We start from the raw sequence: 23,852 nt of genomic DNA, 5'->3' as shown, positions 1-23,852 counted from the left end.
CACTATACAGGGAGCCTGGGGATCTCTCCCCAGGCTCTCTTGAATACCTTTCCATTCTATATACCACCTGACTCTATTGTGGTGCTTTCATCATTTTGGCATTAACAGCTACGACTACCGTACTCAGACTCATAAGGACCGCCCCGATCGCCGGACTGAGCAAAATACCTATAGGGGCAAGCACTCCGGCAGCCAACGGGATAGCGAAAATGTTATACCCGGCAGCCCACCACAAGTTCTGCACCATTTTCCGGTACGTATTCTTCGAGAGAGAAACTATCGAGACAATATCTTTCGGATCACTCTTCACAAGAACAATATCGGCCGTTTCTACCGCCACATCGGTACCACTTCCGATAGCGATACCCACGTCAGCTGTGGCGAGAGCGGGCGCATCATTAATACCGTCACCGGTCATTGCTACTCTCAATCCTTTTTCCTGAATTTCCTTCACTTTTTCCGCTTTATGATCCGGCATTACTTCTGCATGGACTTCATCTATTCCGATTTGTCCGGCCACCCAGTCAGCCACTTTACGGTTATCTCCGGTAAGCATAACCGAACGTATCCCCTGTTCTTTGAGATCCGCCACGGCATCTTTCGCTGATTCTCGTACCATATCGGCAAGAGCGATCATTCCTTTGTATTCTTCATCTACGAGCACGAATACTACAGTCTTTCCTTCTTCCGACATACGTCCAAAAGCTTTCGTATCGTATTCAATTCCATACTCCCTCATATAGCCCGGGCTCATAACCTGGACTTTCCTTCCTTTTACCTGACCACTGAGACCGCGTCCGGTCACCGATTCGAAATCCTCTGCGTTCTCAAGTGTGATGTCGCGCTTTTCGGCTTCGCCGACTATCCCCTGGGCGAGAGGATGCTCGGATTTCTGTTCAATACTTGCCGCCCAGTACAGGACCTCTTCTTCTTCCGTACCATTCGCTATAACTTCCGTAACACCGAATTCTCCTCTTGTCAACGTACCCGTCTTATCGAAAATAACAGCATCAACGTTTCTGGCATTTTCAAATTGAGTACGGTTTCTTATAAGGAGACCGTGCTTGGCGGAAATGGAAGTGGACACAGCGACTACCAGAGGTGCTGCCAGGCCAAGAGCGTGCGGGCAGGTAATAACCATTACAGTAACCATACGTTCTATCGCCATATCTATCGGATTTCCAAGTGCCAGCCAGACTGCAAATGTTGCAATCCCCGCACCGAGTGCCAGGTAGAACAGCCACTTGGCAGCACGGTTCGCAAAATCCTGAGCCCGTGATTTTGAATTCTGTGCTTCTTCCACAAGTGTAATTACTTGTGACAGGTAGGAATCTTCTCCCAGTTTTTTCACTTCAATCGTCAGGCTGCCTTCTTTGTTGATAGACCCTCCGATAACTTCTTCCTCCGTACCTTTTTCGACAGGGACGGATTCTCCGGTGAGCATCGATTCATCTATGGCTGATTTTCCTTCAATTATCGTACCGTCCACCGGCACTTTCTCCCCCGGTTTTACCAGGACATGATCTCCATGTTCAAGCTGCCCCACTTTTATATCTTCCGTTGAACCATCTTCATTTACTTTATGGGCCTTGTCGGGCATCAGTTTCACAAGTTCCTCAAGAGCATTCGAAGCTCCCATCACTGATTTCATCTCGATCCAGTGACCGAGAAGCATGACGTCGATCAGGGTAGCCAGTTCCCAGAAGAAGTTTCGACCTTCAAAACCGAAAACGACCATGGAACTGTACACGTATGCTACAACGATAGCAAGCCCGATCAGCATCATCATACCAGGACTCTTATTCTTTCCCTCATCGATAGCTCCTGTTATGAAGGGCCATCCCCCGTAGAAGAAAATAAGAGTGGCAAGTCCGAACAGCACGTACTTATCAAAAGGAAATGTAATACTGAAGCCAAGAAAATCCTGGATCATCGGTGATAACAGTAAAATAGGCAGTGTAATAATGAGTGAGATGTAAAACCGTTTTTTGAAGTCTTCCACCATGGCTCCGTGGTCATGTCCGGAGTGATCGTGACTATGCTCTTCCCCACCGCTGTCATGTTCATAATGCTTATGCTCTTCATTCATGGAATCGTGGTTATGTGCAGTCAATCCTCTCTCCCCTTTCCGTGCGAATTTTTGGTAACTATTTTTCTCAGAGACACTACTCGTCCAGTTTCTTCTTCAACCTGTCATACTCTTCCTCGGAGATTTCTCCCCGGGCCAGCCGGGATTTTAATATGTCCTCATGATTACGTCCGGAGGTCTGATCATCGTCGCTTCTCCTCCCGGAAGGCCTTACCATCCAGACCACAATAAGAATTACAGCTATAATCAAAAGCAGAAAAATCAGCCCGAGTCCAAAAAAGCCTCCCCCCATACCGTATCCGTTCATCATTCCACCCATACTTCACACTCCTTTCCTGTCTTAAGAGACTTTCATATGAAATTTATAACTTTACCCATTAATACTTTACCTGCCTTTTGTGCAGAATTTATGAATATTTCCATTTAATCTAAAAAAGACCGGCCAGGGACCGATCTTTTTCTGATATATATTTTGTTCAGGCAATTTTACGGCATTCTTCCGCGCACTTACGACAAGCCTCAGCGCATTTCTGACAATGATCGTGATCGTGTTTTGCACATTCTTCTGCACAATCATCACATATTTTCGCACATACGGAAGCAAGTTCGGAAATATAAGGTGAATTTCTTGAGATAGCTGCTTCGAGATATCCACACATGTCTGCACATTCGCGATCCAGACGGATGCACCCCGCCATCATCTTCACGTCGTCTTCCTTCAGACAGGAATCGAAACAGTAGTTACAGGCTTCCATACACTCATGAAGAGCTTTCATTGCGTTTTCGTAATGCTTTTCAGCCATTCGTTATTCCTCCTTTAAATTTAATTCAGAGCACTTATGGAGAGGCTCTATGAACTTTTATAACTTTACTTTGTGCAGAAATTGTGAAGATTGAATATTTTTTATTTTATTTCATTTCCATTACATTTTACTTGTTGAAGTTTTAACTTCTCCGGGTAAGGAAATTTGAAAACAAAGGAAATTTTAAGGAGGTAATAGAAAGATATGAGTAAGGAAACACGGTACAAAACCGGAGAAAAAGCACCACTGCCCGGCACTTATAAAATCGACGGGCTGGTAAATGGTTATGTTTGTGAAGACAATGCCATGGTCGAAATGGCCCTCGGGGACACATTTCCCCCGGCGCCTTCCGAACAGGAAGCCGCCTATTGGGTGAAAGCCTCATAAAGTAACCCCCCCTCAGCGCAGGGGGTTCTTCGTTTATAAACCTTTCTTCAGGGAATGAACAGTTACAGAAGACGAAAAGGAGAGATTAGATGAGTAAAAGGACAGGAGAAATAATGACCCGCCAGCTTCTGGACTGGGGAGTGAAACATATTTACGGACTTCCTGGGGACTCTATTAATGAGTTGATTGATGATATAAGAAAGGAAGATGAGCTCGGGTTTATACAGGTAAGACATGAAGAAACCGGATCACTTGCCGCTTCGGCAGAAGCGAAACTGACTGGCAATCTGGGCGTCTGCCTTTCTATTACTGGTCCTGGAGCCATTCATTTGCTGAACGGACTTTATGATGCAAGGGGGGACCACGCTCCGGTTCTTGCCATTGTGGGACAGGTGACCAGCACCTCTGTAGGGACAGATGCTTTTCAGGAAATCAATTTGGAACGTATGTTTGAAGACGTAGCCGTATTCAATAAACGTGCTGAGTCCGCAGAACAAATTCCCGACCTGCTGAACCGGGCTATCCGCACTGCTTATACAGAGAAAGGGGTCTCCGTTTTAATTGTTCCCGACGATCTATTTGCCGAAAAACAGAAAGAGGAAGGACATCTTACCGCTCCAGGTTATTTCCGGCCTAACATGGCTCCGGTTCAGGAAGATATGAATAAAGCCAGGAAACTTATAGAACAGGCAGAAAAACCCGTTATTCTGGCTGGTAAAGGAGCGAGGGGCGCTCAGGAAGAGCTTCTTTCTTTTGCTGAAAAAGTTTCTTCACCTATTATACTAAGTTTACACGGCAAAGGGCTTATCCCGGATAATCATCCCTACTGTTTAGGACACCATGGACAAATAGGTACGAAACCCGCCTACCACGCCATGAAAGAAACGGATCTTCTCATTCTCATCGGTACCCAGTTCCCTTATCCGGAGTTTCTTCCAGAAGGCGTGCCCGGTATTCAGATAGACAATAAGCCTGAAAATATCGGAAAGTATTATCCCGTTACCGCAGGACTGGCCGGTGATGCTAAAGACACGCTTCATAAACTGACGTCTTCTCTGACCGGCACGAAAGATACCGCCTATCTGAAGAAACAACAGGAGAGGATGAATGAGTGGCGTATCGCCCTGCAAAAAGAGAAACGCGAAGAGAAAACTCCTATTCAGGCTCCTCAGGTAATGTACCAGATAGAAAAGAACATGAAACCGGGAGCGGTGGTTTCAACGGATGTAGGTAACGTCACCGTATGGACCTCCCGTTTTCTGCCGTTTATCGATCAGAAATTCCTGGTGTCCGGTCAGTTGGCAACTATGGGAGCCGGCCTCCCGGGAGCTATTGCTTCACAGATCACACACCCCGATAAGCAGGTACTCGCTATTTGTGGAGACGGAGGTTTCTCCATGGCTATGCAGGATTTCGTTACAGCCGTGAAGTATCAGCTTCCGATAAAAGTAATTGTGTTGAACAATGAGAAAATTGGTATGATCAAATACGAACAGCAGCAAATGGGACACCTGAACGCAGAGACGGACCTCGGTTCCATGAACTTTGCTAAATTTGCAGAAAGCTGCGGAGGGGAAGGATATCGTATTGAAACATTCGAAGAGATGGAGACGAAAATGCAGCAGGCGTTCATCTCCGACAAGCCTGCAGTCATAGATGTTTGTATTGAGGATATGGCACCGCTCCCGGGTCATATTGATTACGCTTCGGCCGTGAATTACTCTCAATATATCATCAAGAACTTCTTCGAGACCGGAACGATGGACCTTCCCGACATGAAAAAGGCTGTAAAAAGAATGTTTTGACACGTAAAAAAAACGGCCAGAATCGTTGTTTAATTTAAAAATAGATCTACTGGAAAAACGAATCTTTTTTGCTCTCTTTCCTTCGAGCTTATTCATTTATTAAAAAATAGACACAAATACCGGATTTCAAATCCTTCGGTGTTTGTGTCTATTTATATTTTTCTTCGGCTCTTCTCCACTCAATGTACAACTATCCCTACGAGTAATCCGGCTATAAACAAAAATCCGAAACTCCAGTGGTGGAGGGCCGCCTGCTTCATCACTGCTATTTCTTTCTCCCTCGTCCCACTACGCCCGAATGCCCGGGGTAGCTTAAAAGCCAGAAAAACGGCCGGGAGAGCGAGCAGAATAAATGGAGTCGCAGCATTCGAAATTGCCATCCACAACAATACAACGTAAGGGAGAACGGCCAGAATCGAAAGCGTTCTCGTCACTCTTTTCTTCCCTAATCTGACTGCAATCGTCCTCCTGTGCTGTTCGTCCTTTTTGATATCACGCACGTTGTTAGTCAGAATCATCATACTGATCAGCAGACCGAAAATTACTGCCGTAGCTGTAGCAGCATAGTTTATGCTTCCTGTCTGAACAGCGTATCCCAGGAGAGTCGTAGCTACTCCGAGGAAAAGAAAAGCGGTGCATTCTCCAAATCCTAGAGACGCAAGAGACCTGTTGCCGGCAGAATAAAAAATCGCTGCAGTGATACCGGCTGTACCTACGATTATTACCCACCAGCCTACGGAAAAGGCGAGCCATAAACCGATCGCTACGGATACCGCCAGCAGGATACTGACCACTACCGGTATCCGGGAGTGTGCAGGACCTTCTTTCCCCTTACCTGTTGCTTCCCTCCAGCGTTCCCTGTCCTGACCTCCTTTGAAATCAAAATAATCATTCAGCATATTGGCACTTATTTGAATAAGAAGAGTGGCTGTTAGAAGCGCCAGCATAATGTCCACTCGAAATGCTCCATCCCCGGCTGCCAAAATGCTCCCTGCCAGCACCGGCGCTATTGTACCGCTCCATGTCAGGGGTCTGCTCAATTGCAGCCACGTACCTTTGTATATGTAATTGTCCTGTCCAGACCGTAAAGCCTGGTACTCGTATTCACTCATAGTTGCCCCTCCTTTCTCTTTCATTACCCTAATTGGCATGAAGAGAAAACGGAAAGTTCCAGTTGAGTAAATTAATTCCATCTTCAAAATGCAAAAACCCGACCGACTTTACCGACATCGATCGGGCTTTCCAAATTTTCTTCGAGGCTTCCCTGTACTTATTCAAACGTCCTTCCTATTTTCTTGTAAGAAGGTATATAAAGTATGGAGCTCCGATCAGAGCCGTCATGACCCCGGCCGGAAGACCGTCCGGTTCAAGAACGTTCCGCCCGATTGTGTCTGCCGTGAGCAGGAGCCAGCCTCCAAGCAGAAGAGTCAGAGGCATATACAGTTGTGTTCTCGGACCAATGAGAGTTTTTGCCAGGTGAGGGGCCATCAGGCCTATAAAAGATATACCTCCCGTTACAGAAACTGCGGAAGCGGCCAGAGCTACTGCTGCCATAAGCATCGAGAATCTCTCTTTTCCGAGCGGGAGACCCAGTTCAATACTCACAGGCTCCGAGAGGTTCAGTATATTCATTCTGTTCGCTTTATAAAAAGTAAAGGGTATTAAAAGCAGAAGCCATGGGAGCAGTGCCAATATAAAGGGCCAGTCCGCTCCCCATATATCTCCGGCAAGCCATTGGGAAATGAAGTTAACTTTTTCTCTTTCCGCTGATGATATCAGAATAATCATCAGTCCCGAGAGTGCCATGGAGAACCCGACACCGACCAGAATCAGTCGAATCGGCTGGAATCCTGCCCGTCTGTCGAACGAAAACAGATAAATGGCAACCGCTGTCGCAAGCGCCCCCAGAAATGCCACTGCCGGTAACAGGTAAATGAAGCTGCCCGGTTCAAGTGGAGCAAACAGAAAGAACAGAGCTACTGCCGCTCCGGCCCCTGCATTAATACCGATAATACCGGGATCTGCCAGATCATTTCTGGACAGGGACTGTAAAATGGCACCGGACAGAGCAAGCGCCATACCAGCAAGCACCGTAACGATTATTCGTGGCAGCCGTACTTGAAAGAAAACGAAATTCTCTTTGAAAGTACCTTCGCCGGCTATTACGGAAGGAAGCCTTGCAAACGGTACCGAGGAATAGCCGAGAGCCATGCCGAGCAGTGCTGTAATGATGATCAGCGCACTGAAAACTGTCAGGTAAATTTTGAATTTGCGCAGTACGGATGGATGGATCATGTGAAACTCTGCCCCTTTCTTTGTACAATAAATAAGAAAAAGGGCAGGCCTATGAAGGAAACGATTGCTGCGACCGGCGTTTCATAGGGAGCATTCACCGTACGGGCGAGCGTATCGGCAATCAGCATAAAACCGGCTCCGATTATGGCGGAGGCCGGAAGCACGTTCCGGTAATCGTGCCCGATGAGCGGGCGGACAATGTGAGGAATCATAAGACCGAGAAATGCCATATTTCCTACAAGAGCTACTGCTGCTCCTGCAAGAAGTACTATAATGACAAACAATGCCCATTTGACTCTTGTTACTCTTTGACCGAGGCCGATAGCAAGTTCCTCATTCAGACTCATAATCGTTAAATGTTTCGCAAAAAACATAGCGACGAAAATTCCCAGCAGTACAATGGGAGCAAGAATCTGCACCTGTCCCCAGCTCGTTCCGGACAGTCCTCCGGCCGTCCACATGGAGACATCTTTGGATATCTTGAACATCAGGCTTACCCCTTCGGCTATTCCGAATAGAAATGCAGAAATCGCCGCTCCGGCCAGAACAATTCTGAAGGGGGAGAACCCGCCTTTATTCATAGTACCCACACCGAAGACGAGAGCCATACCGACACCTGCCCCAATAAAAGAACCGAAAGTGATTCCCAGATAATTTGCATCCGGGAAGAAAGCATAGGTAAAAGCAAGAGCTGCGTTTGCTCCTGCAGTTAAACCGAGCAGCCCCGGGTCGGCAAGAGGGTTTCTGGTCAGCCCCTGCATGATAGCCCCTGACACGGAGAGTGCCGCACCGACAAGCATAGCGGCCACTTCCCGAGGCAGACGGATTTCTCTGAGAATCAGCGCCGTACCCTCTAAAGAAGATCCTGTTATTGAAAGCCAAGCTTCTTTTAAACCGGAGTCAGCAGCGCCAAAGGTCATCGCTATAAAAAAAGATATGAGCATCAAGACGACGCTTGAAATCCACGTCACAATTCGCATATTTGTCCCAACTTTTCTGTATTAGTTCTACTTGTTACCCGGTAATTCAAAGACTAAAGAACAGATGACCCGGCCCGATCATCTGTTCCAAAGTCCGAACTATTGCACGGGAAATCCTTTATTTCTCTCCAAGAAATTTCTCTTTGAAGAAATCGAGTTGATATTCCAGAGAAATAGCGTCATTAAAGTAGAATTTTTTCGCATCCGCTTCATAAACGTTACCGTTCTTAACAGCCGGTATCGACTGATAAGTTTCCGTCTGTTCAAACGAAGTTTCATTATCGGAATTTTTACTGAAAATAATATAGTCACCAGCATATTCAGGCAGCACTTCGGGGGAGATAGCGTAAAATCCCGGTTCCATTGCCATTTCTTTTACTTTTTCAGGCATTTTAAGTCCCATTTCCTGATAGAGAATTTCTGTACCGCGGGCCCAATTATCACCGAATACGTACAATTCCTTTTCAAAATTCTCGATGACGGTCACCGTAGCGTCTTCTCCTATTTTTTCTTTGATCTTTTCACCGGTCTCTTTGGCCTCAGCCTTGAATTCATCCACCCATTTCCGAGCTTCCTTCTCTTTGCCCAGGAGTTTTCCGATTTCCACGTGCTGCTCCAGATAACCGAGTTCTCCATAAGTATATGTAACGGTCGGAGCAATTTCCTTCAGCTGGCTTACGTTTTCAGTGCTCGCAAGCCCTACAATCAGATCCGGGTCGAGTTCGATAATTTTTTCGAGGTTATCGGCGGATACTTCTTCCACACCTTCAAGCTGACCTTCGAAGTTCGGATTCATTTTTGACCATGAATCGACTCCGACTACGTTTCCATCCAATTTCAGAACATTCCCTGCATAAGTGGAAAGTACGACGATACGTTCAGGATTCTCAGGAACTTTTACTTCCTCTCCATTTTCGTTTTCATACGTACGCATGGAAGAACTTTCGGAAGACGATTCTCCCCCCTGCTCTTTCTCCCCGGAGCTTTCCTTATTTTCTCCTGAACTGCAGGCACTAAGCGCGACGAGCGCCATCAACAGAAGCATCAGTATTATTTTTTTCAATGGTATTCTCTCCTCTGGATAAATTGTAAGTAAAGCAAATCGGCTTTCCTGTTCTGGGTTCCGGCACGACATCTGCTTCAATGTTGAATACGTCCCGGAGCGTTTCAGCCTGGATGACAAAATGAGCATTCCCTGACTTAACAACTTTTCCGTCTTTCAGTGCGATGATATTATCCGCAAAGCGGGCGGCCTGGTTTATATCATGCAGAACCATTACGATTGTCCGCCCTTCCTCCCTGTTAAGCCGTTCCAGAAGCTCGAGTACTTCGAGCTGGTGCGCCATATCGAGATACGTCGTCGGTTCATCCAGCAGAATCGTCTCCGTTTCCTGAGCCAGAGCCATCGCTATCCACACTCGCTGACGCTGACCTCCCGACAAGTTGTCTATGCCGTCATACTTGTAAGCGAGCACACCTGTCATCTCGAGGGACCAGTCAATAACTTCATGGTCTTTCTTCGAAAGCTTTCCGAATCCCTTCTGGTGGGGAAACCTTCCGTAAGAGACCAGTTCTCCTACCGTAAGCCCCGGAGCCCCTTCGGGAGACTGCGGCAAAATGGCCATTCGCTTTGCCAGTTCCCGGGTCGGGTATTTACTGATATTTTTACCATCGAGGGTTATCGCTCCCCCTTTAGCAGGAAGAATCCGGGCGATGGTCTTCAAAAGAGTCGATTTCCCGCAGCCGTTTCCCCCTATAATTGTAGTAATCTGACCACTCGGAATATCTACGTTCATATCCTCGATTATATTAACGTCGCTATAACCTGCGTCCAGGTTATTAATGTGCATATGGCCCACAGCCAGGCACTCCTTTCGATGAAGCGATGAGAATGATTATCAACGATAATGATAATACTTCAGGTCGATAAAGTCAATAAACCTGAAATATATTTCATTTCCTTTTCTTCCTGTTCCGAATATGTTTTCGTAAAAAAGACGCCATCAAAGATTACGGTGGCGCCTTAAGGCTTTGACATTCAAGAGTGTGAAAATAGCGAAGAACATAAGGAGCATAAAGACCTGCCATTGAAGATCACCGAGATTTTCATTTCTGAGCATGATCCCACGCAGAGCTTCCGCACCATAGGTAAGAGGCATCAATTTGCCGAGCACCTGCACCCAGCTGCTTAATCCTTCTATCGGGAAAAGTCCCGAGAAAAATAGCTGAGGTACGATAACAAGGGGTATGAACTGGATCATCTGAAATTCATTTTTCGCATATGTGGACAACAAAGTACCGAGACTGAGAGCAGTAAGGGCAAGAAGCATCGTAATAAACAATACCATCCACATCTCACCGACCATGTACATATCCAGCACATATACTGAATAGAGAACAATCAGAACAGATTGCAGGAGCGTAAATAATCCAAACCCGAGCAAATATCCTCCCACCAGCTCGTACCTTTGGATTGGCGTGGCCAGGACCCTTTCGAGAGTACCCTGGGTCCGTTCCCGGAGAAAAGAAACTCCCCCTACGAGAAATACAAAGAAGAATATAAAGAATCCGATAAGTACAGGACCGGTGTAATCAAAGAAATTCATGTCCTCTGAACCATGCCAATATTGAATACTCACTGCTTCTTTTCTATCTACTCCCATCGCCTCCTGAATAGAGGTACGTATCATTTGATGGTCTGTCGGGTCCGAACCTTCAAGAATTAACAGAGGTCTATTTTCATCCCACTTAAGTAAAGCATCGATCTCCGCATCATTCAGCTGTTTTTGTGCTGTCTTTTCGTCGAGGATTGATACTTCCATTTTTCCGGAAGCCAGCTGTTCGTAGATTTGTTCCGGTGCTTCCACCACAGCCACTTCAGCCGTCCGGCTGTCATTATCGAGTACAAGCCATAAGAGGGATAATATAAGTCCAGGCGCCACTACCATCAGGGCCACACTCCGCTTATCTCTCAGGAATTGGCGTAAAATCCTTTTGGCTACAATAAGAATGTTCAAGCTTCCTCACCTCCGAAATGAAGGAATACATCCTCGAGAGTCTGGGTATGATATTCTCTCTTCCATGCATCCGGGCTTCCGGCAGCTATTACTTTCCCCCCACGCAGCATTGCCAGCCGGTCACATTTCTCGGCTTCTTCCATCGAGTGAGTAGTGATCAGAATAGTCGTCCCCTGTTCTTTCAACCGGTAAAATTCCTTCCAGATGCTGCGGCGTACTACAGGGTCAAGTCCCGTGGTCGGCTCATCCAGTATCAGAATTTCCGGATCGTGAACCATCGCTATCGCCAGGGATAACCTTCGTCGCATCCCCCCGGAAAAAGAGCCGACGGAACGGTTTCTGTATTCCAGTAGTCCGGTAATACGAAGTACATATTTCATTCTTTCTTTTTTTTGTTTTCTGAGATAGAAGGAAGAAAAGAAATCAAGATTTTCCCAGGCGGTCAGTTCGTAATAAAGAGCATTTTCCTGAGCCATATAACCGTACCGTTTCATAAGCGAACGTTTCGGCATTCGCTGGTTCCTCAGCTTCACTTCCCCCTCCTGAGGGATGATCAATCCCGTCATAATGCGCACGAGTGTCGTCTTTCCGGATCCTGAGGGGCCCAGTAATCCGAATATTTCCCCGCGATCGATGAATATGTCGACATCCTCCAGCACTTTTTCTTTTCCGAATTTATGTGTTATTCCATTCAGTTCAATCATTTCGATACCCCCCTTCCTTTATTTTAACTTCTTTCAAAGAATAAAACTCTATTTATACAAAACTATTTAATTTTTCTTCTTTGAGAAAGATTAATATTAAACTTTAAAAACGGAACTCTCCAGACACGAGAGTTCCGTTTTTAAAAGTTATAATCTCTTTATCATTGTTTACAGCTTCAGGCTCTTCCTTTTTCTACCAAGCTGGATACGTAAAACAAGCCCTTCTTACCAATGGAAATCCGCTAAATGAGCCATTCCTTAGATTCCGCCAGCTTCATAAGCAGATCTTCCGATTCCCCTGTATTTCCATTGATATAGAATGTATCCGAAAAGAAGCTTGTCTCCACCTTTGTTTTCCATATGGGTAGGTACAAAAGTTCTATATCTTCCATTTGATATTTCGGTTTTTTCAGTACGTACTTCCTGTTTATCTGCTTCTCCTGCACATCTTTCACGTACTTAGTTTTAACTTCTTTCTCATACAGTACAGGAGAAAGCACCGATGCTTCCTGGGCGTTTTTCTCACCTGTCGGAGGTATACTTGTGAATACACCTCTATAACCTGAGATTCCGTCTACAAAAATCATGTTCGGCGTAATTTTAGGCGGAAATGGTTTCCGTTCGGCGATGACCAAAATTTTTATCGCCCACAAGGGATAATACAGCTTCTCCAGTTGTTTTATCCCTTTTTGTACTGTTTCCGTATTTAAAGAACGATTCATTTTCAACACAGGTTTTAAATTTTTGTACACCCACCCGGCTATTTCGTTTTCTTCAATAGTATCCTCGCCTAAAACTTTAACAGCTTTCATCTTCTCACCTGCCTACCCGTCAATGTTTGTGTGATAACGATCCACTTCCTGCTGGACAGCTTCAGCAGGAGGAGCGGTCAGTAGACTGACTCCAATAGTAAGCACAGCGGAAACAGGTGCAGACACGAGGTGTTCAGAGACCAGGGCAAACGGCAGAAGTGCCATAATTATAAATGCTACAGTTCCACCGATCATTCCTGCCAATGCTCCTTGGACATTTGTTCGTTTCCACCATAATCCGAGAACGAGTGGAAATCCAAAAGCTGAAAGCATAGCGCCACTCACCCATCCGACCATTACAGCTATCAATTGAGGAGGATCTATGGCGAATATTATTCCTACTATACTGGCCAGAAGCATTACTATCAATCCGAGGCGAGTAACTTTTTTCTCGGAAGCATCTTTGTTGATATGTTCTTTATAGATATCATGAGCTATCCCTGCTGATACTGCCAGGAGCATCGCATCCGCAGAGGACATAATAGCTGCAAGGAGTCCTGCAAGCATAATACCTGCAAGCAGGGCAGGCATGTAATGTTCAATCACTGAAATAAAAATCATATCCTGATTATTAAGAGTATCTGCAATACCGAGGCTTGCTCCTGCTGAAGCTATTACAAACCCAAAAATGAACACCGTTACGTATAACAAGCATGCACCAAGAGCGGAGCGTCGTGCCGTTTTTGCGTCACGTGCTGCAAAATTTCTCATAACGGCTGAAGGAGAAACTACACCAAACCATAGAAATGCTATAAACAAACCGAAATATGACATCCATGGCTGGGTAATAGAACCAAATTGTGCATCCACTGCAAGCGCATCTTGAAATAAAGCTCCCATTCCCCCGTGGTCTACTAAAATAATTACTGCCAGAATGAACATTCCTATCACCATTACGGCTCCTTGAATCAAGTCCGTATATGTAATCGCCCACATACCTCCAAGAGCTGCGTATAACGTAAATCCTAACCCAAGTATTATCACTGCGGTTACATAATCAATTCCCAGCACATAAGATCCGATTAAACCTGAAGCAGTAAGTTGTGGAATCATATAAAAAGTCATGCTGAGCACTACCAGTATAGCGGATGTGATCTGTACCGATTTTCCAAATCTGCGCTTGAAGAATTCGGGTAACGTTTTCACTCCTGCTCTCCTGATCTGTCCAGATATTAGAAACATGGCAAAAGAAGGAATAGCAACTGCTCCAAAACCATAAGCGAGAAGAAAGGGGACTCCAAGAGCCACACCCGAGCCTACCGCACCCATCAAAGAGCTTGAACTCGCTACAGCGGCGAAGAAAGCGAAGGAGCCGACGAAGCTATTTATTTTCCCTCCTGCCGTCCAGTAGTCCCCTTCGGAGGAGTGGGCGCGTTTTGTAAAAAATATTCCGATTCCTGTCATAAACAGTAAATAAATTGCGAGTATAACTGTTTCCATTACCTGCACGTTTTTTCACTCCCCGGCTGATTTATTTCTTTTCGATTCTCTCCATCCATATAACGTAACTGATTGTCAAAGTAAGCCAGATGAAAAAACAGGCGAACATTAACCATCCGGCAAGAGAAAGGCCGCCTATGTGCGTGTCAGCCGGCCACCATATCCAAACCACTAGTGAAATAAGGCTTAACAGAATCACCATAACAATACCGGGATCTTTCCATTTCTGTTTCGTCAAATCCCTCATAAAAACCCTCCCTGTTATTTGTAATACTTCTCATAAATGGAACGGGCCGTTATCAAATCGAATATGGAAGCCCCAACCGACTTGAAAACAATCAGCTTCTCCTCTCTTTCCTCAGGGTGATATTTTTCCGAGATGATTTCGTCGAGATCTTTAACGTTTTCAAAATCGATTCCGATATTCTCAGCTCTAATCATGTCTCCTGATTCATGAAAAGCACTTTTTGAATCGACGTGTATCTCCTCTGCCTCTTTCAAAACCTGATCGGACAATTCCTGCATTACCGGACGAAAAGATCCCACTCCGACAACAAGCTTTCCCTTCCACTGATCTTTCGACAACTCAGGCAACACAGGTTCCAGTGAAGTTGTTGTAGTTATAACTATATCTGACTGAACGACCAGTTCTCCCAGAGCACTTACGTTGAATTTTACCTCCGGAAAAACCTGTTCAGCCCGTTCTTTAAAAGAATTTGCTTTATCTTTTGTCCGGTTGAATATATGTACCTCTTTAATATCACGCGCTGCAAGTGCTGAATGTAAATGGCTCCATCCCTGGGTCCCCGTTCCTATAATGCCCAGTACAGAAGCCTCTTCTTTTGCCAGGTACTTTACACCAAGACCACCGAGAGCTCCTGTTCGAAGCGCTGTAACCGCTATGGCATCACATAGGAAAAGAGGCTCCATAGTATACCTGTCATGGAGAACCATTATTCCATGCAGTGTATCTTTGCCGTATTTTTTGTTCCCGGGGGCTATCCCCGCCAATTTGGCGGCATAATATTCTCCGTGAAAAGCCGGCATAAGAAGTGCCGTGTTGCCACCGTCTTCTACATGCATCCGTTCCGGAGCTGTAAATTCTTCTTTATTATGTACATAAAACTCTTCAATAACATCCATCGTTTCTTTCATGGAGAAGTTGTTCTGAATTTCTTCTGCTGTTACTACTTTCACATAATCACTCCAGGCAACGGTTTTTAAAAATAATAACAGACTATTCAAAATAATGAAAGCACTTTCCTATAGTTTTTTCTTCATAGTTATAATTGAAAAATTCGTATGTATTTTTCCCTGCTTCATACTTTCAAGCACCTCTCAAATTGTATACTTTGTAATCTCACAATTAATGTAAAAAGAGTTTCATCTGGATGGAGCGTGGGTACATTCCCTAGGAAGACATAATGATAAGGAGGATTCGTGTGAGCGATAAAAAAAGCAGAAAACAGGAACAACTGGAACGTTTTACAGCTGATGATCGCGATAAAGAGATGACCACGAACCATGGAACGAAACTCTCTGAAGACGAATTTTCCCTGAAAGCGGGAGAACGCGGGCCTACTTTAATGGAGGATTTCCATTTCAGAGAAAAAATAACGCACTTTGACCATGAACGTATTCCGGAAAGAGCCGTACATGCCAGAGGCTATTCCGCCCACGGAGAGTTTGAGCTCTATGAGTCTCTGGAACAATACACAACTGCTGATTTTTTGACGGATACAAGCAAAAAGACCCCTACCTTCACCCGCTTCTCCACGGTTGCAGGCTCTAAAGGGTCAGCAGAACTGGCACGTGACGTGCGTGGGTTTGCAACAAAGTTCTATACAGAAGAAGGCAACTTTGACCTTGTAGGTAACAACATACCGGTATTTTTCATTCAGGACGCCATTAAATTTCCGGATCTCGTCCACGCGCTAAAACCCGAACCGCATAACGGCATCCCTCAGGCAGCAAGTGCCCATGACACATTCTGGGATTTCATTGCGAATAACCAGGAATCGGCACACATGATTTTGTGGGCGATGAGTCCCCGGTCCATTCCGAGAAGCTTCCGGATGATGGAAGGTTTCGGTGTAAACACTTTCCGACTGGTAAATAAAGAAGGAAAAGGTCATCTGGTGAAGTTCCACTGGAAGCCGAAACTCGGCGTACACTCCCTCGTATGGGACGAGGCACAAAAAGTGAATGGTAAAAACCCGGATTTCCATCGTGCCGATCTTTACGAAGCAATTGAAAATGGAGATTTCGTCGAATTCGAACTGGGACTTCAGATAATCGATGAAGGAGATGAGCATTCTTTCGATTTTGATGTTCTGGATCCTACGAAAGTGTGGCCCGAAGAAGAAGTTCCGGTCAAACGGGTAGGTAAGCTGACGCTGAACCGGAACGTGGACAACGTGTTTGCCGAGAACGAACAGGTCGCTTTCCACCCGGGCCACGTCGTACCTGGAATCGACTTTTCCAATGACCCGCTGTTACAGGGACGTCTGTTCTCTTATACAGACACTCAGCTGACACGTCTCGGAGGGCCCAATTTCCACGAAATTCCGATCAACCGACCCGTCTGCCCTTTCCATAACAACCAGCGCGACGGTATGCACCGAATGACGATTAACCGCGGTCAGTCGAGTTACCACAATAACTCGTTGGCGGATAACCATCCGCGTACTGTTCCTCCGGAGGAAGGCGGATTCGAACATTATCAGGAAAAAGTGGAAGGTGAGAAAGTACGCGCACGGAGCGAAAGCTTCAAAGACCACTTCTCTCAGGCCATCATGTTCTGGAACAGTATGAGTGAACACGAGAAAGGTCATATTAAAGATGCTATAAGCTTTGAACTTGGTAAATGTCAGCAGACAGCCGTCCGCGAACAGGTTGTGGATATGCTTTCCAATATAAGCGGAGATCTTGCTTCCTACGTAGCAGATAATCTCGGACTGGCAGCACCACAAAATCAGGCGGAAAATATAACAAAAACTTCTCCGGCTCTGAGCATGGCGAATACGGTACAGTCACCTGAAACCCGTAAAATTGCCGTGCTGCTTGCAGAAGGCTTCAACGGTGAAGAAGTTCAGGGAGTCCTTGACGGTATCGATAAAGCCGGTGCGGATGCTGAAATATTCAGTACCAAACTCGGTAAAATCAAAGCTGATAATGGGTACACGGTAGAGGCGGATCATACATTCCTTACCGGAGATTCCGTACTTTTCGATGCTGTGTACGTTGTAGGCGGCCCTGACCTCAGTGAATCTTACAAAATGAAGGCGAAGTACTTCACGAAAGAAGCTTACATGCACTTCAAGCCTGTCGGAGCGACTCACGACGGTAAAGACTGGCTCGAAGAAGCGGGCATGAGCGGACAGCCGGGAGTCATCACTTCAGATGATCTCGAGTCCTTTGGAGAAGACTTCATTAAAGCCGTAGCCGCACACCGTTTCTTTGATCGCGAATTAGTATAAATCAAAAACCCCGGATTCAGAGAATCCGGGGTTTCGTATGTCTTCAAAATCTGTTATGTAAGTCCTGATGTTATTTTGATAAATAATTGCGCAATCCTTCTGTTACTGCCTGAGCTACCTGATTCTGGTGGTCCCTCGTCTTTGCAAGATCCAGTTCGTAACCATTGGAAATATAGCCGAGTTCCAGCAATGCAGCAGGAGCCTTGTTACCACGAAGCACCTGGAAAATTCCATGAAGTGTGCCATCATCCTGATAACTTGTGCGTGCTGTGAGACGGTTCTGTATGGAGGCAGCGAGAGACGGAGACCCGTAGTAATAAGAGCTTATCCCTCTTGCACTTTCGTATTTGTGAGAATTGTAGTGAAGACTTACGAAAGCGTCTGCATTGTGACGGGCGGAAGATCCGGTGCGTTCGAAAAGCGAAACGTATCGGTCGGAGGTTCGTGTCATAATTACCTCCGCTCCGGCATACCTGAGTGCCCCTGCCACCGTCTGTGCGGTCTGAAGGGTTAAATTTTTCTCAAGCGTTCCATCTCTGCCTATCGCTCCGGGTTCGTACCCACCGTGGCCGGCATCTACAACGATCGTGGAATTCTTTAAAGAAGAAACATCTTCAGAGGGGGAAGCGGAATGGGACGCTTTAACAGCAGTGGCCCTGCCGGAACTTGTCAAAAATCCTGCAATCCACGCCTCAGAGCCGTTACCAAGTTGAACTTTTACCCAGCCATTTTGTTCTTCTAATTTCTGATACGTGTCCCCCTGTCCGGCGAACCCGACGATTGGAGTCTCTGTGCCCGGCCCTTGTCGAAGGTAAACGGTATCAGCCTGGACGATTATGTCTCCTGAAGCTGTCTGTCCGGAGGAAGCGGAATTTCCTGCTGATACAAGATAATGACCCGCTACCCAGCCACTTTGTCCATTATAATCAACATTCGCCCAGCCGTATTTCTCTTCCTGCACTGTTACTTCCGTACCCCGAGAGAGCGCTCCCAGCACTTCGGACTCGCTCCCCGGCGCTTCCCTCAAGTACAGAGAGGAAGCGTCCACCTGCTTCGTGGAGTGACTGTCTGCCGCTACTGCAAAAGTTCCTGTAAAAATAAATAAAAAAGTAAGTAATAGAGCGGTAATCTGTTTAATAATGACTATCCCTCCTTTTGTTTGCCGGGCCAAGGCCGGCAGTTATCATTATAACACTTTTCCATAAAACGAACACCCAGCGAATGGATTAATTCAGAATCTGGTCTTAAATACAGGTATAACAAAAGTCCATGACAAAAATTATCCCCCCAGGAAGTCGGACGATGCTGTCCGGTTCCAGGAGGGGGTTCGACGTATAAATAAAAAAGAACAACACTTCGCATCCTGCGGGCACGGCCCGCAGCAGTCTCCGTGTTGTTCTACAGAAAATCATTTCAATGAATTAACCGGTTCCTGTCTTCCCATTATCCGTGCTGTCCCGGTCTTTATACAGCTTAAATGCTTGCTACTTTCTTTTGCTGATAAATATCTATCATATTATGCAGTGCTGAACATTCGGCGTCGTCCAAAGGAATCATAGGAAGGCGTACGCTCCCTACGGAAACGCCCATGTAATTCAGGGCTTCCTTCACAGGTGAAGGACTCGGCTGGGCAAAAATAAGTTTCATCATAGGCAGAATGTAACCGTGCAGAGTAGCCGCCGTCTTCACATCCCCACGCTTGTAACTGTCTATCATATCTTTCATTTCGTCACCGATAACATGGGAAGACACGGAAATGACTCCGGCGCCCCCTACGGATAACATAGGTAACGTCAGGCTGTCTTCTCCAGTGTAAATGGAAAAGTCCTGAGGTGTCTGGCTGATGATACGCGTGGCAGCATCCAGATCACCGCTCGCTTCTTTTACAGAAACAATGTTCTTGATTTCAGCAAGCCTGATAATCGTATCGGGTTCAATGTTTACAACGCTCCGTCCGGGAATATTGTATAACATGACCGGGAGCGAGGTTGCTGCAGCAACTTGAGAAAAGTGACGATACAGACCTTCCTGAGAAGGTTTGCTATAGTAAGGAGCTACGAGCATAATGCCGTCCACTCCCACTGCTTCTATCCGTTTTGTCAGTTCTACAGAGGCTTTCGTATTGTTGGAACCGGTACCTGCGATGACCGGCACTCTTCCGTCTGCTACTTCCACTACAAAGCGGCAAAGCTCCACTTTCTCCTCAGCTGTCAAAGTCGGGGACTCTCCGGTCGTTCCGGCTACGACAAGTCCCTCCGAACCGTGGAGGATCAAATGCTCCACGAGATTTCTCGTCCGGTTATAATCGATGTCCTCCTGGTCGTCAAAAGGCGTCACCATGGCAGTCAATAATTGTCCAAAATTCATTGTTACACACCCTTTTTAAGATTTTTAGATTTAGGTGCGGAGGACCATAATAAAAAGCAACAACGGAGATCAGGGCCGCTGTTGCCGTAGAAACATGTATATCGTTTCTCCGTAAGATAGCCCTCCATATAGTCTCCTATATGACAGTTCTGCATCTTTTAAATACCAGAACCAGCGGTCAGAATCATGAGGTTTCTGCCACTTCGGCAATGTCCCCTTTCGATGCGATTCACCGAAGCCTCCGCTTCTCCCTGCATCTACTAATGGTTATTGCACCTCTACCCTTACTTCAAACATTATTTGAAATAAGATGTGGTATTGAATTACTTCCAACATACCAGAGCAGGGCCCTTTTTACAATCGATTCGTTTCAAAAAAATCTTTTATTTTCGTATTTCTTCAATGCCCATTGTCAGCTTTGTTTCGTTACACTGCAAGGTACTTGACCAGCTATTGAAAAGAGTAGGGTCCAGAACTTCATTCTTCATAAAGACGTCTCATTTTCTCAATCTCCTTCTCCACTTCCTGTTTAAGGGTGCGTGGAGATATAACCCGGGCCTTGTGCCCCCACTGAAGCACCCAGGTGACTAGTCCCGTACTCATCTTTCCTTCTGTGGATAGGAGAAAATACTCTTCGTCCACCTGTTTCACCGATACTTCGAGACCAAATCTGTCGAGCACTACATTCAAAAGGGACTGATGAAATTTTATTTCGACTTTCATATTTTCTCCGGAGAACATATGAAAACTTTGATTAACGTACTCCTGAACATCGAAGTCTCCTTTTTCAAACGTCTCATCGGCGATACGGATGTTTCTTATACGATCCAGACGGTAGTGACGCATCTCTTCTGTTTTACGGAACCAGCCGATCAAATAGTAGAAGTCGTTCTGCCAGATAAGGGCATACGGCTTCACTTCGTATTCGTCTCCATTCCTATGATATTCGAACGTTTTATTCATGTTGTATTTACCATACTTGAAGCAGACGACCCGCTGCTCGGAAATAGCCCGGTGCACATGATCTATATTGATTTTCACCTGATCGTAATCGTTCGCTGTCATCTGTGAAAATATAAGAGGGTCCGGGAGGGTCGCAGCAATATGTCTACTCGTTAATTTGCCCAGCTTTTTAATAAGTTTCTTTTTTTCTTCCTCATTAATGAAACGGGCAGACAAAATGGCATCATTCAACAATCGAAGCTGATACGTTTCAAACAATCTGTCCTGAAAACTGTAATATACTTTGCCGAATTTCCCCCTGTTTTTTATAATTTCATAACCGATCTCTTCCAACACGTTCATGTCACTTTTCAGGGTTCTCGCATCGAATTCTCTATCTACCCCGAAAAACTCCTGTAACTTACTGCTCATTTCCGTAATGCTCAGTTCGTTATTTTCGTCCGTCTCTTCAAAAAGGATACGTAACAACACTAACAGCCTGGTATTGTTGTTCAGTTCCAAACACTCACCCCTCGACGACTTCAAAATAGATTTGCTTCATATATCTTAAATTCATAGTAAAATTTATTCACACTGTTGTCTATGCTTAATCGTTAAAAATGCCCACAGTTCCCAAAGGTAAACATTTTTTTGTGTTTCTGGTAATTTTTTATAAAACAGTCGTATGTCCCTGTTTTCACTCATTAACTGAGTACGGATTTGAAATTGTTGTCACCGCCGGAGCGTGGGAGTATAATATTCCATTAGTCTATGCAAACTAAAGGAGGGTTATAAATGGTGGAACAGAACTACAACAGAGTTCTGGTTGCAGCATTGCTCATATCAGGATCTTTCATTACGATCCTTAACCAGACACTCATGATCACGGCCATTCCTCCAATTATGGAAGAAATGAATGTATCGGCCAACTCCGCCCAGTGGCTGACCACCGTCTTTATGCTCGTAAACGGAATAATGATTCCGATTACCGCATTTTTAATAGAAAAATTCACAACAAGACAGCTGTTTATGACAGCTATGACAATTTTTCTGGTTGGGACATTTCTTGGAGGTATCGCTTTTAACTTCCAAAGCTTAATCGTGGCACGCGTAGTTCAATCAGCCGGAGCCGGCATCATGCTCCCGCTGATGCAGACGGTCTTTCTGCTTATATTCCCGGTGGAAAAACGCGGAACGGCCATGGGGTACATAGGACTCGTTATTTCCTTCGCCCCTGCCATCGGCCCTACCCTTTCCGGGTGGGTAACTGAAGAATTTACATGGAGATACCTGTTCTGGTTCATCTTCCCGCTTGTCATTATTATGATTTTGGTAGCTTTCTTCGTACTGAGGAACGTGACGGAACTAAAAAATCCGAAACTCGATATTCCTTCCGTACTTCTTTCCACGTTCGGCTTCGGAGGCCTACTTTACGGATTTACAAGTGCCGGAAACAATGGATGGGGAAGCCCTATCACTCTCCTCGGCCTTGCAGCCGGGTCCGTCATTCTCTTCGCTTTTATCAGAAGACAGTTGAGTATGACTCATCCGATGCTTGAGTTCCGGGTATTCAAACTGAAAACATTCAGACTGACCACCATTATCGCCGGCATTACGTTCATGGGGCTTATAGGTTCTGAAACACTGATCCCGCTTTTCATGCAGAACATGCGTGGTTTCACTGCGTTCGAATCCGGTCTCGTACTTCTGCCGGGGGCTCTCATTTCCGGGTTGATGTCTCCTATTACCGGAAGGATTTTTGACCGGATCGGAGGACGTGTGCTCGGAGTGATAGGTCTCTCGATCATGACGACCGGAACAATTCTTTTGGGAGTACTTGATACGGAAACGACTCTCACTTACCTGATGGTCGTCTACGCTATCCGCATGTTCGGTTTCTCGATGGTGATGATGCCCGTCACCACTTCAGGTTTGAACGAACTGCCCAACAAACTAATTCCTCACGGAGCCGCAGTGAGCAACACAATGAGACAAATCGCCGCTTCCGTGGGTACTGCCGTTCTGGTCACTCTGATGACAACATCCAAAGACGTGGCAGCATCTCTCACATCCATGGATAGGCCCGATATTTTTGGAGTTAATTTCGCTTTCTTCCTCATTGCCGCTCTCTCGGCGGTATCAACGGTTCTTGCTTTATTCATTAAGCGCACCTCTCCGCCTAGTGACGAGCAGTGGGACGAGTGGGAAAGACAGGCTCAGGAACAAAAAAACGAAAAACAAAAAGAGAAAGCAGCAGGCGGATAAATCGCCTGTTGCTTTCTCTTTTGCTATATTGTCTTATTAACGGAAGCTTTTTTCCATCGTTACGTGCGGAATATTGGCATCCATAAACTCATCAGAAGTCGTACGATAGCCGAGACTTTCATAAAAAGTTTCCGCCCGGGTCTGAGCATTCAACTTCGCCTTATCCCTTCCTTCTTTCTGGACGCGCTCTTCCATCGTACCTATCATCTGTTTCCCGAATGACAAGCCACGATGTTCCTTGAGCACACAAATACGTTCAAGTTTTCCGTAGTCATCCATTATGCGGAGACGTGCGGCTGCGACGGGCTGATCGTCTTCATAACCAACGAAATGCACAGACACTTCATCAAGACCATCATGCTCTTCTTCTTCTGTAACATTCTGCTCTTCAATAAACACTTTTCTCCGTACGGAGTAGGCATCTTTTCTTTCCTCTTCTGTAGATACTGTCTTTATTTCCATAATTT

At 45.7% G+C, this 23,852-nt stretch carries 22 protein-coding genes and 1 riboswitch; of the genes, 4 read left to right on the top strand and 18 right to left on the bottom strand.

What is annotated here, in order from left to right; all coding sequences use genetic code 11:
- Window positions 1-73: 73 nt before the first annotated feature.
- The 3 genes from BW931_RS00985 to BW931_RS00975 form a co-directional block, all read right to left on the bottom strand.
- Entirely contained in the window at window positions 74-2,089 is a 2,016-nt protein-coding gene (locus BW931_RS00985; RefSeq protein ID WP_076569626.1) for a heavy metal translocating P-type ATPase, read from the bottom strand.
- A 76-nt stretch (window positions 2,090-2,165) separates the two neighbouring features.
- Window positions 2,166-2,408, bottom strand: coding sequence for an SHOCT domain-containing protein (locus BW931_RS00980; RefSeq protein WP_076569224.1), 243 nt, complete (start codon window positions 2,406-2,408; stop codon window positions 2,166-2,168).
- A gap of 157 nt (window positions 2,409-2,565) precedes the next feature.
- Window positions 2,566-2,892 (bottom strand): four-helix bundle copper-binding protein, encoded by a 327-nt coding sequence (locus BW931_RS00975; protein WP_076569222.1) that lies wholly within the window; start codon window positions 2,890-2,892, stop codon window positions 2,566-2,568.
- A gap of 204 nt (window positions 2,893-3,096) precedes the next feature.
- On the opposite strand from BW931_RS00975, the gene BW931_RS00970 reads away from it, so the two are divergent.
- Both BW931_RS00970 and BW931_RS00965 read left to right on the top strand, forming a co-directional pair.
- Entirely contained in the window at window positions 3,097-3,279 is a 183-nt protein-coding gene (locus tag BW931_RS00970) for a YjzC family protein (RefSeq protein WP_008589990.1), read from the top strand.
- A gap of 89 nt (window positions 3,280-3,368) precedes the next feature.
- Window positions 3,369-5,084: a pyruvate oxidase gene (locus BW931_RS00965; RefSeq protein ID WP_076569220.1), complete on the top strand. Its 1,716-nt coding sequence runs from the start codon at window positions 3,369-3,371 to the stop codon at window positions 5,082-5,084.
- 179 nt (window positions 5,085-5,263) lie between these two features.
- On the opposite strand, the gene menA is transcribed toward BW931_RS00965, so the two are convergent.
- The 11 genes from menA to BW931_RS00910 form a co-directional block, all read right to left on the bottom strand.
- A complete protein-coding gene (gene menA / locus BW931_RS00960) occupies window positions 5,264-6,196 on the bottom strand; it encodes a 1,4-dihydroxy-2-naphthoate octaprenyltransferase (protein ID WP_076569218.1) in 933 nt (310 codons plus the stop codon).
- 175 nt (window positions 6,197-6,371) lie between these two features.
- The gene (locus BW931_RS00955; protein ID WP_076569216.1) at window positions 6,372-7,379 is read right to left on the bottom strand and encodes a FecCD family ABC transporter permease; all 1,008 of its coding nucleotides are present in this window, start codon (window positions 7,377-7,379) and stop codon (window positions 6,372-6,374) included.
- Window positions 7,376-8,359, bottom strand: coding sequence for a FecCD family ABC transporter permease (locus BW931_RS00950; protein ID WP_076569214.1), 984 nt, complete (start codon window positions 8,357-8,359; stop codon window positions 7,376-7,378). Before BW931_RS00950 ends, BW931_RS00955 begins: the two co-directional genes overlap by 4 nt.
- Window positions 8,360-8,477: 118 nt before the next feature.
- Window positions 8,478-9,422, bottom strand: a complete 945-nt coding sequence (locus BW931_RS00945) for an iron-hydroxamate ABC transporter substrate-binding protein (protein ID WP_076569212.1) — start codon at window positions 9,420-9,422, stop codon at window positions 8,478-8,480.
- On the bottom strand, window positions 9,373-10,218 hold the full coding sequence (locus tag BW931_RS00940) for an ABC transporter ATP-binding protein (protein ID WP_093105379.1): 846 nt from the start codon (window positions 10,216-10,218) through the stop codon (window positions 9,373-9,375). The genes BW931_RS00945 and BW931_RS00940 overlap by 50 nt, the downstream gene beginning before the upstream one ends.
- A gap of 144 nt (window positions 10,219-10,362) precedes the next feature.
- Window positions 10,363-11,376 (bottom strand): ABC transporter permease, encoded by a 1,014-nt coding sequence (locus BW931_RS00935; RefSeq protein WP_008590006.1) that lies wholly within the window; start codon window positions 11,374-11,376, stop codon window positions 10,363-10,365.
- Window positions 11,373-12,080 (bottom strand): ABC transporter ATP-binding protein, encoded by a 708-nt coding sequence (locus BW931_RS00930; protein WP_076569210.1) that lies wholly within the window; start codon window positions 12,078-12,080, stop codon window positions 11,373-11,375. The genes BW931_RS00935 and BW931_RS00930 overlap by 4 nt, the downstream gene beginning before the upstream one ends.
- Window positions 12,081-12,322: 242 nt before the next feature.
- The gene (locus BW931_RS00925) at window positions 12,323-12,892 is read right to left on the bottom strand and encodes a hypothetical protein (protein WP_076569208.1); all 570 of its coding nucleotides are present in this window, start codon (window positions 12,890-12,892) and stop codon (window positions 12,323-12,325) included.
- Between the two features lie 12 nt (window positions 12,893-12,904).
- Window positions 12,905-14,332, bottom strand: coding sequence for a sodium:solute symporter family protein (locus BW931_RS00920; protein WP_234972547.1), 1,428 nt, complete (start codon window positions 14,330-14,332; stop codon window positions 12,905-12,907).
- Between the two features lie 31 nt (window positions 14,333-14,363).
- Window positions 14,364-14,579, bottom strand: coding sequence for a hypothetical protein (locus tag BW931_RS00915; protein ID WP_076569204.1), 216 nt, complete (start codon window positions 14,577-14,579; stop codon window positions 14,364-14,366).
- Window positions 14,580-14,593: 14 nt separating this feature from the next.
- Window positions 14,594-15,529, bottom strand: a complete 936-nt coding sequence (locus BW931_RS00910; RefSeq protein ID WP_076569202.1) for an ornithine cyclodeaminase family protein — start codon at window positions 15,527-15,529, stop codon at window positions 14,594-14,596.
- Between the two features lie 227 nt (window positions 15,530-15,756).
- Between BW931_RS00910 and BW931_RS00905 the strand changes: the two genes are divergently transcribed.
- Entirely contained in the window at window positions 15,757-17,811 is a 2,055-nt protein-coding gene (locus tag BW931_RS00905) for a catalase (RefSeq protein WP_040609349.1), read from the top strand.
- A 70-nt stretch (window positions 17,812-17,881) separates the two neighbouring features.
- Here the strand turns inward: BW931_RS00905 and BW931_RS00900 are convergent, their stop codons facing one another.
- From BW931_RS00900 to BW931_RS00890, 3 genes are all read right to left on the bottom strand, one after another.
- Entirely contained in the window at window positions 17,882-18,982 is a 1,101-nt protein-coding gene (locus BW931_RS00900) for an N-acetylmuramoyl-L-alanine amidase family protein (RefSeq protein ID WP_076569200.1), read from the bottom strand.
- 302 nt (window positions 18,983-19,284) lie between these two features.
- A complete protein-coding gene (dapA, locus tag BW931_RS00895) occupies window positions 19,285-20,178 on the bottom strand; it encodes a 4-hydroxy-tetrahydrodipicolinate synthase (protein ID WP_076569198.1) in 894 nt (297 codons plus the stop codon).
- A 109-nt stretch (window positions 20,179-20,287) separates the two neighbouring features.
- A riboswitch (Lysine riboswitch) is annotated at window positions 20,288-20,467 on the bottom strand.
- 188 nt (window positions 20,468-20,655) lie between these two features.
- The gene (locus tag BW931_RS00890; protein WP_076569196.1) at window positions 20,656-21,642 is read right to left on the bottom strand and encodes a helix-turn-helix transcriptional regulator; all 987 of its coding nucleotides are present in this window, start codon (window positions 21,640-21,642) and stop codon (window positions 20,656-20,658) included.
- A gap of 273 nt (window positions 21,643-21,915) precedes the next feature.
- Between BW931_RS00890 and BW931_RS00885 the strand changes: the two genes are divergently transcribed.
- Window positions 21,916-23,385, top strand: a complete 1,470-nt coding sequence (locus tag BW931_RS00885) for an MDR family MFS transporter (RefSeq protein WP_076569194.1) — start codon at window positions 21,916-21,918, stop codon at window positions 23,383-23,385.
- 36 nt (window positions 23,386-23,421) lie between these two features.
- On the opposite strand, the gene BW931_RS00880 is transcribed toward BW931_RS00885, so the two are convergent.
- Complete coding sequence (locus tag BW931_RS00880) at window positions 23,422-23,847, bottom strand: GNAT family N-acetyltransferase (RefSeq protein WP_040609351.1); 426 nt, start codon at window positions 23,845-23,847, stop codon at window positions 23,422-23,424.
- Between the last annotated feature and the right edge of the window lie 5 nt (window positions 23,848-23,852).

The sequence above is a fragment of the Salimicrobium salexigens genome, assembly GCF_900156705.1.
Lineage (GTDB): Bacteria > Bacillota > Bacilli > Bacillales > Halobacillaceae > Salimicrobium > Salimicrobium album.
The sequence above is the reverse complement of the archived record's forward strand: the minus strand, read 5'-3'. Positions and strand labels throughout refer to the sequence as shown.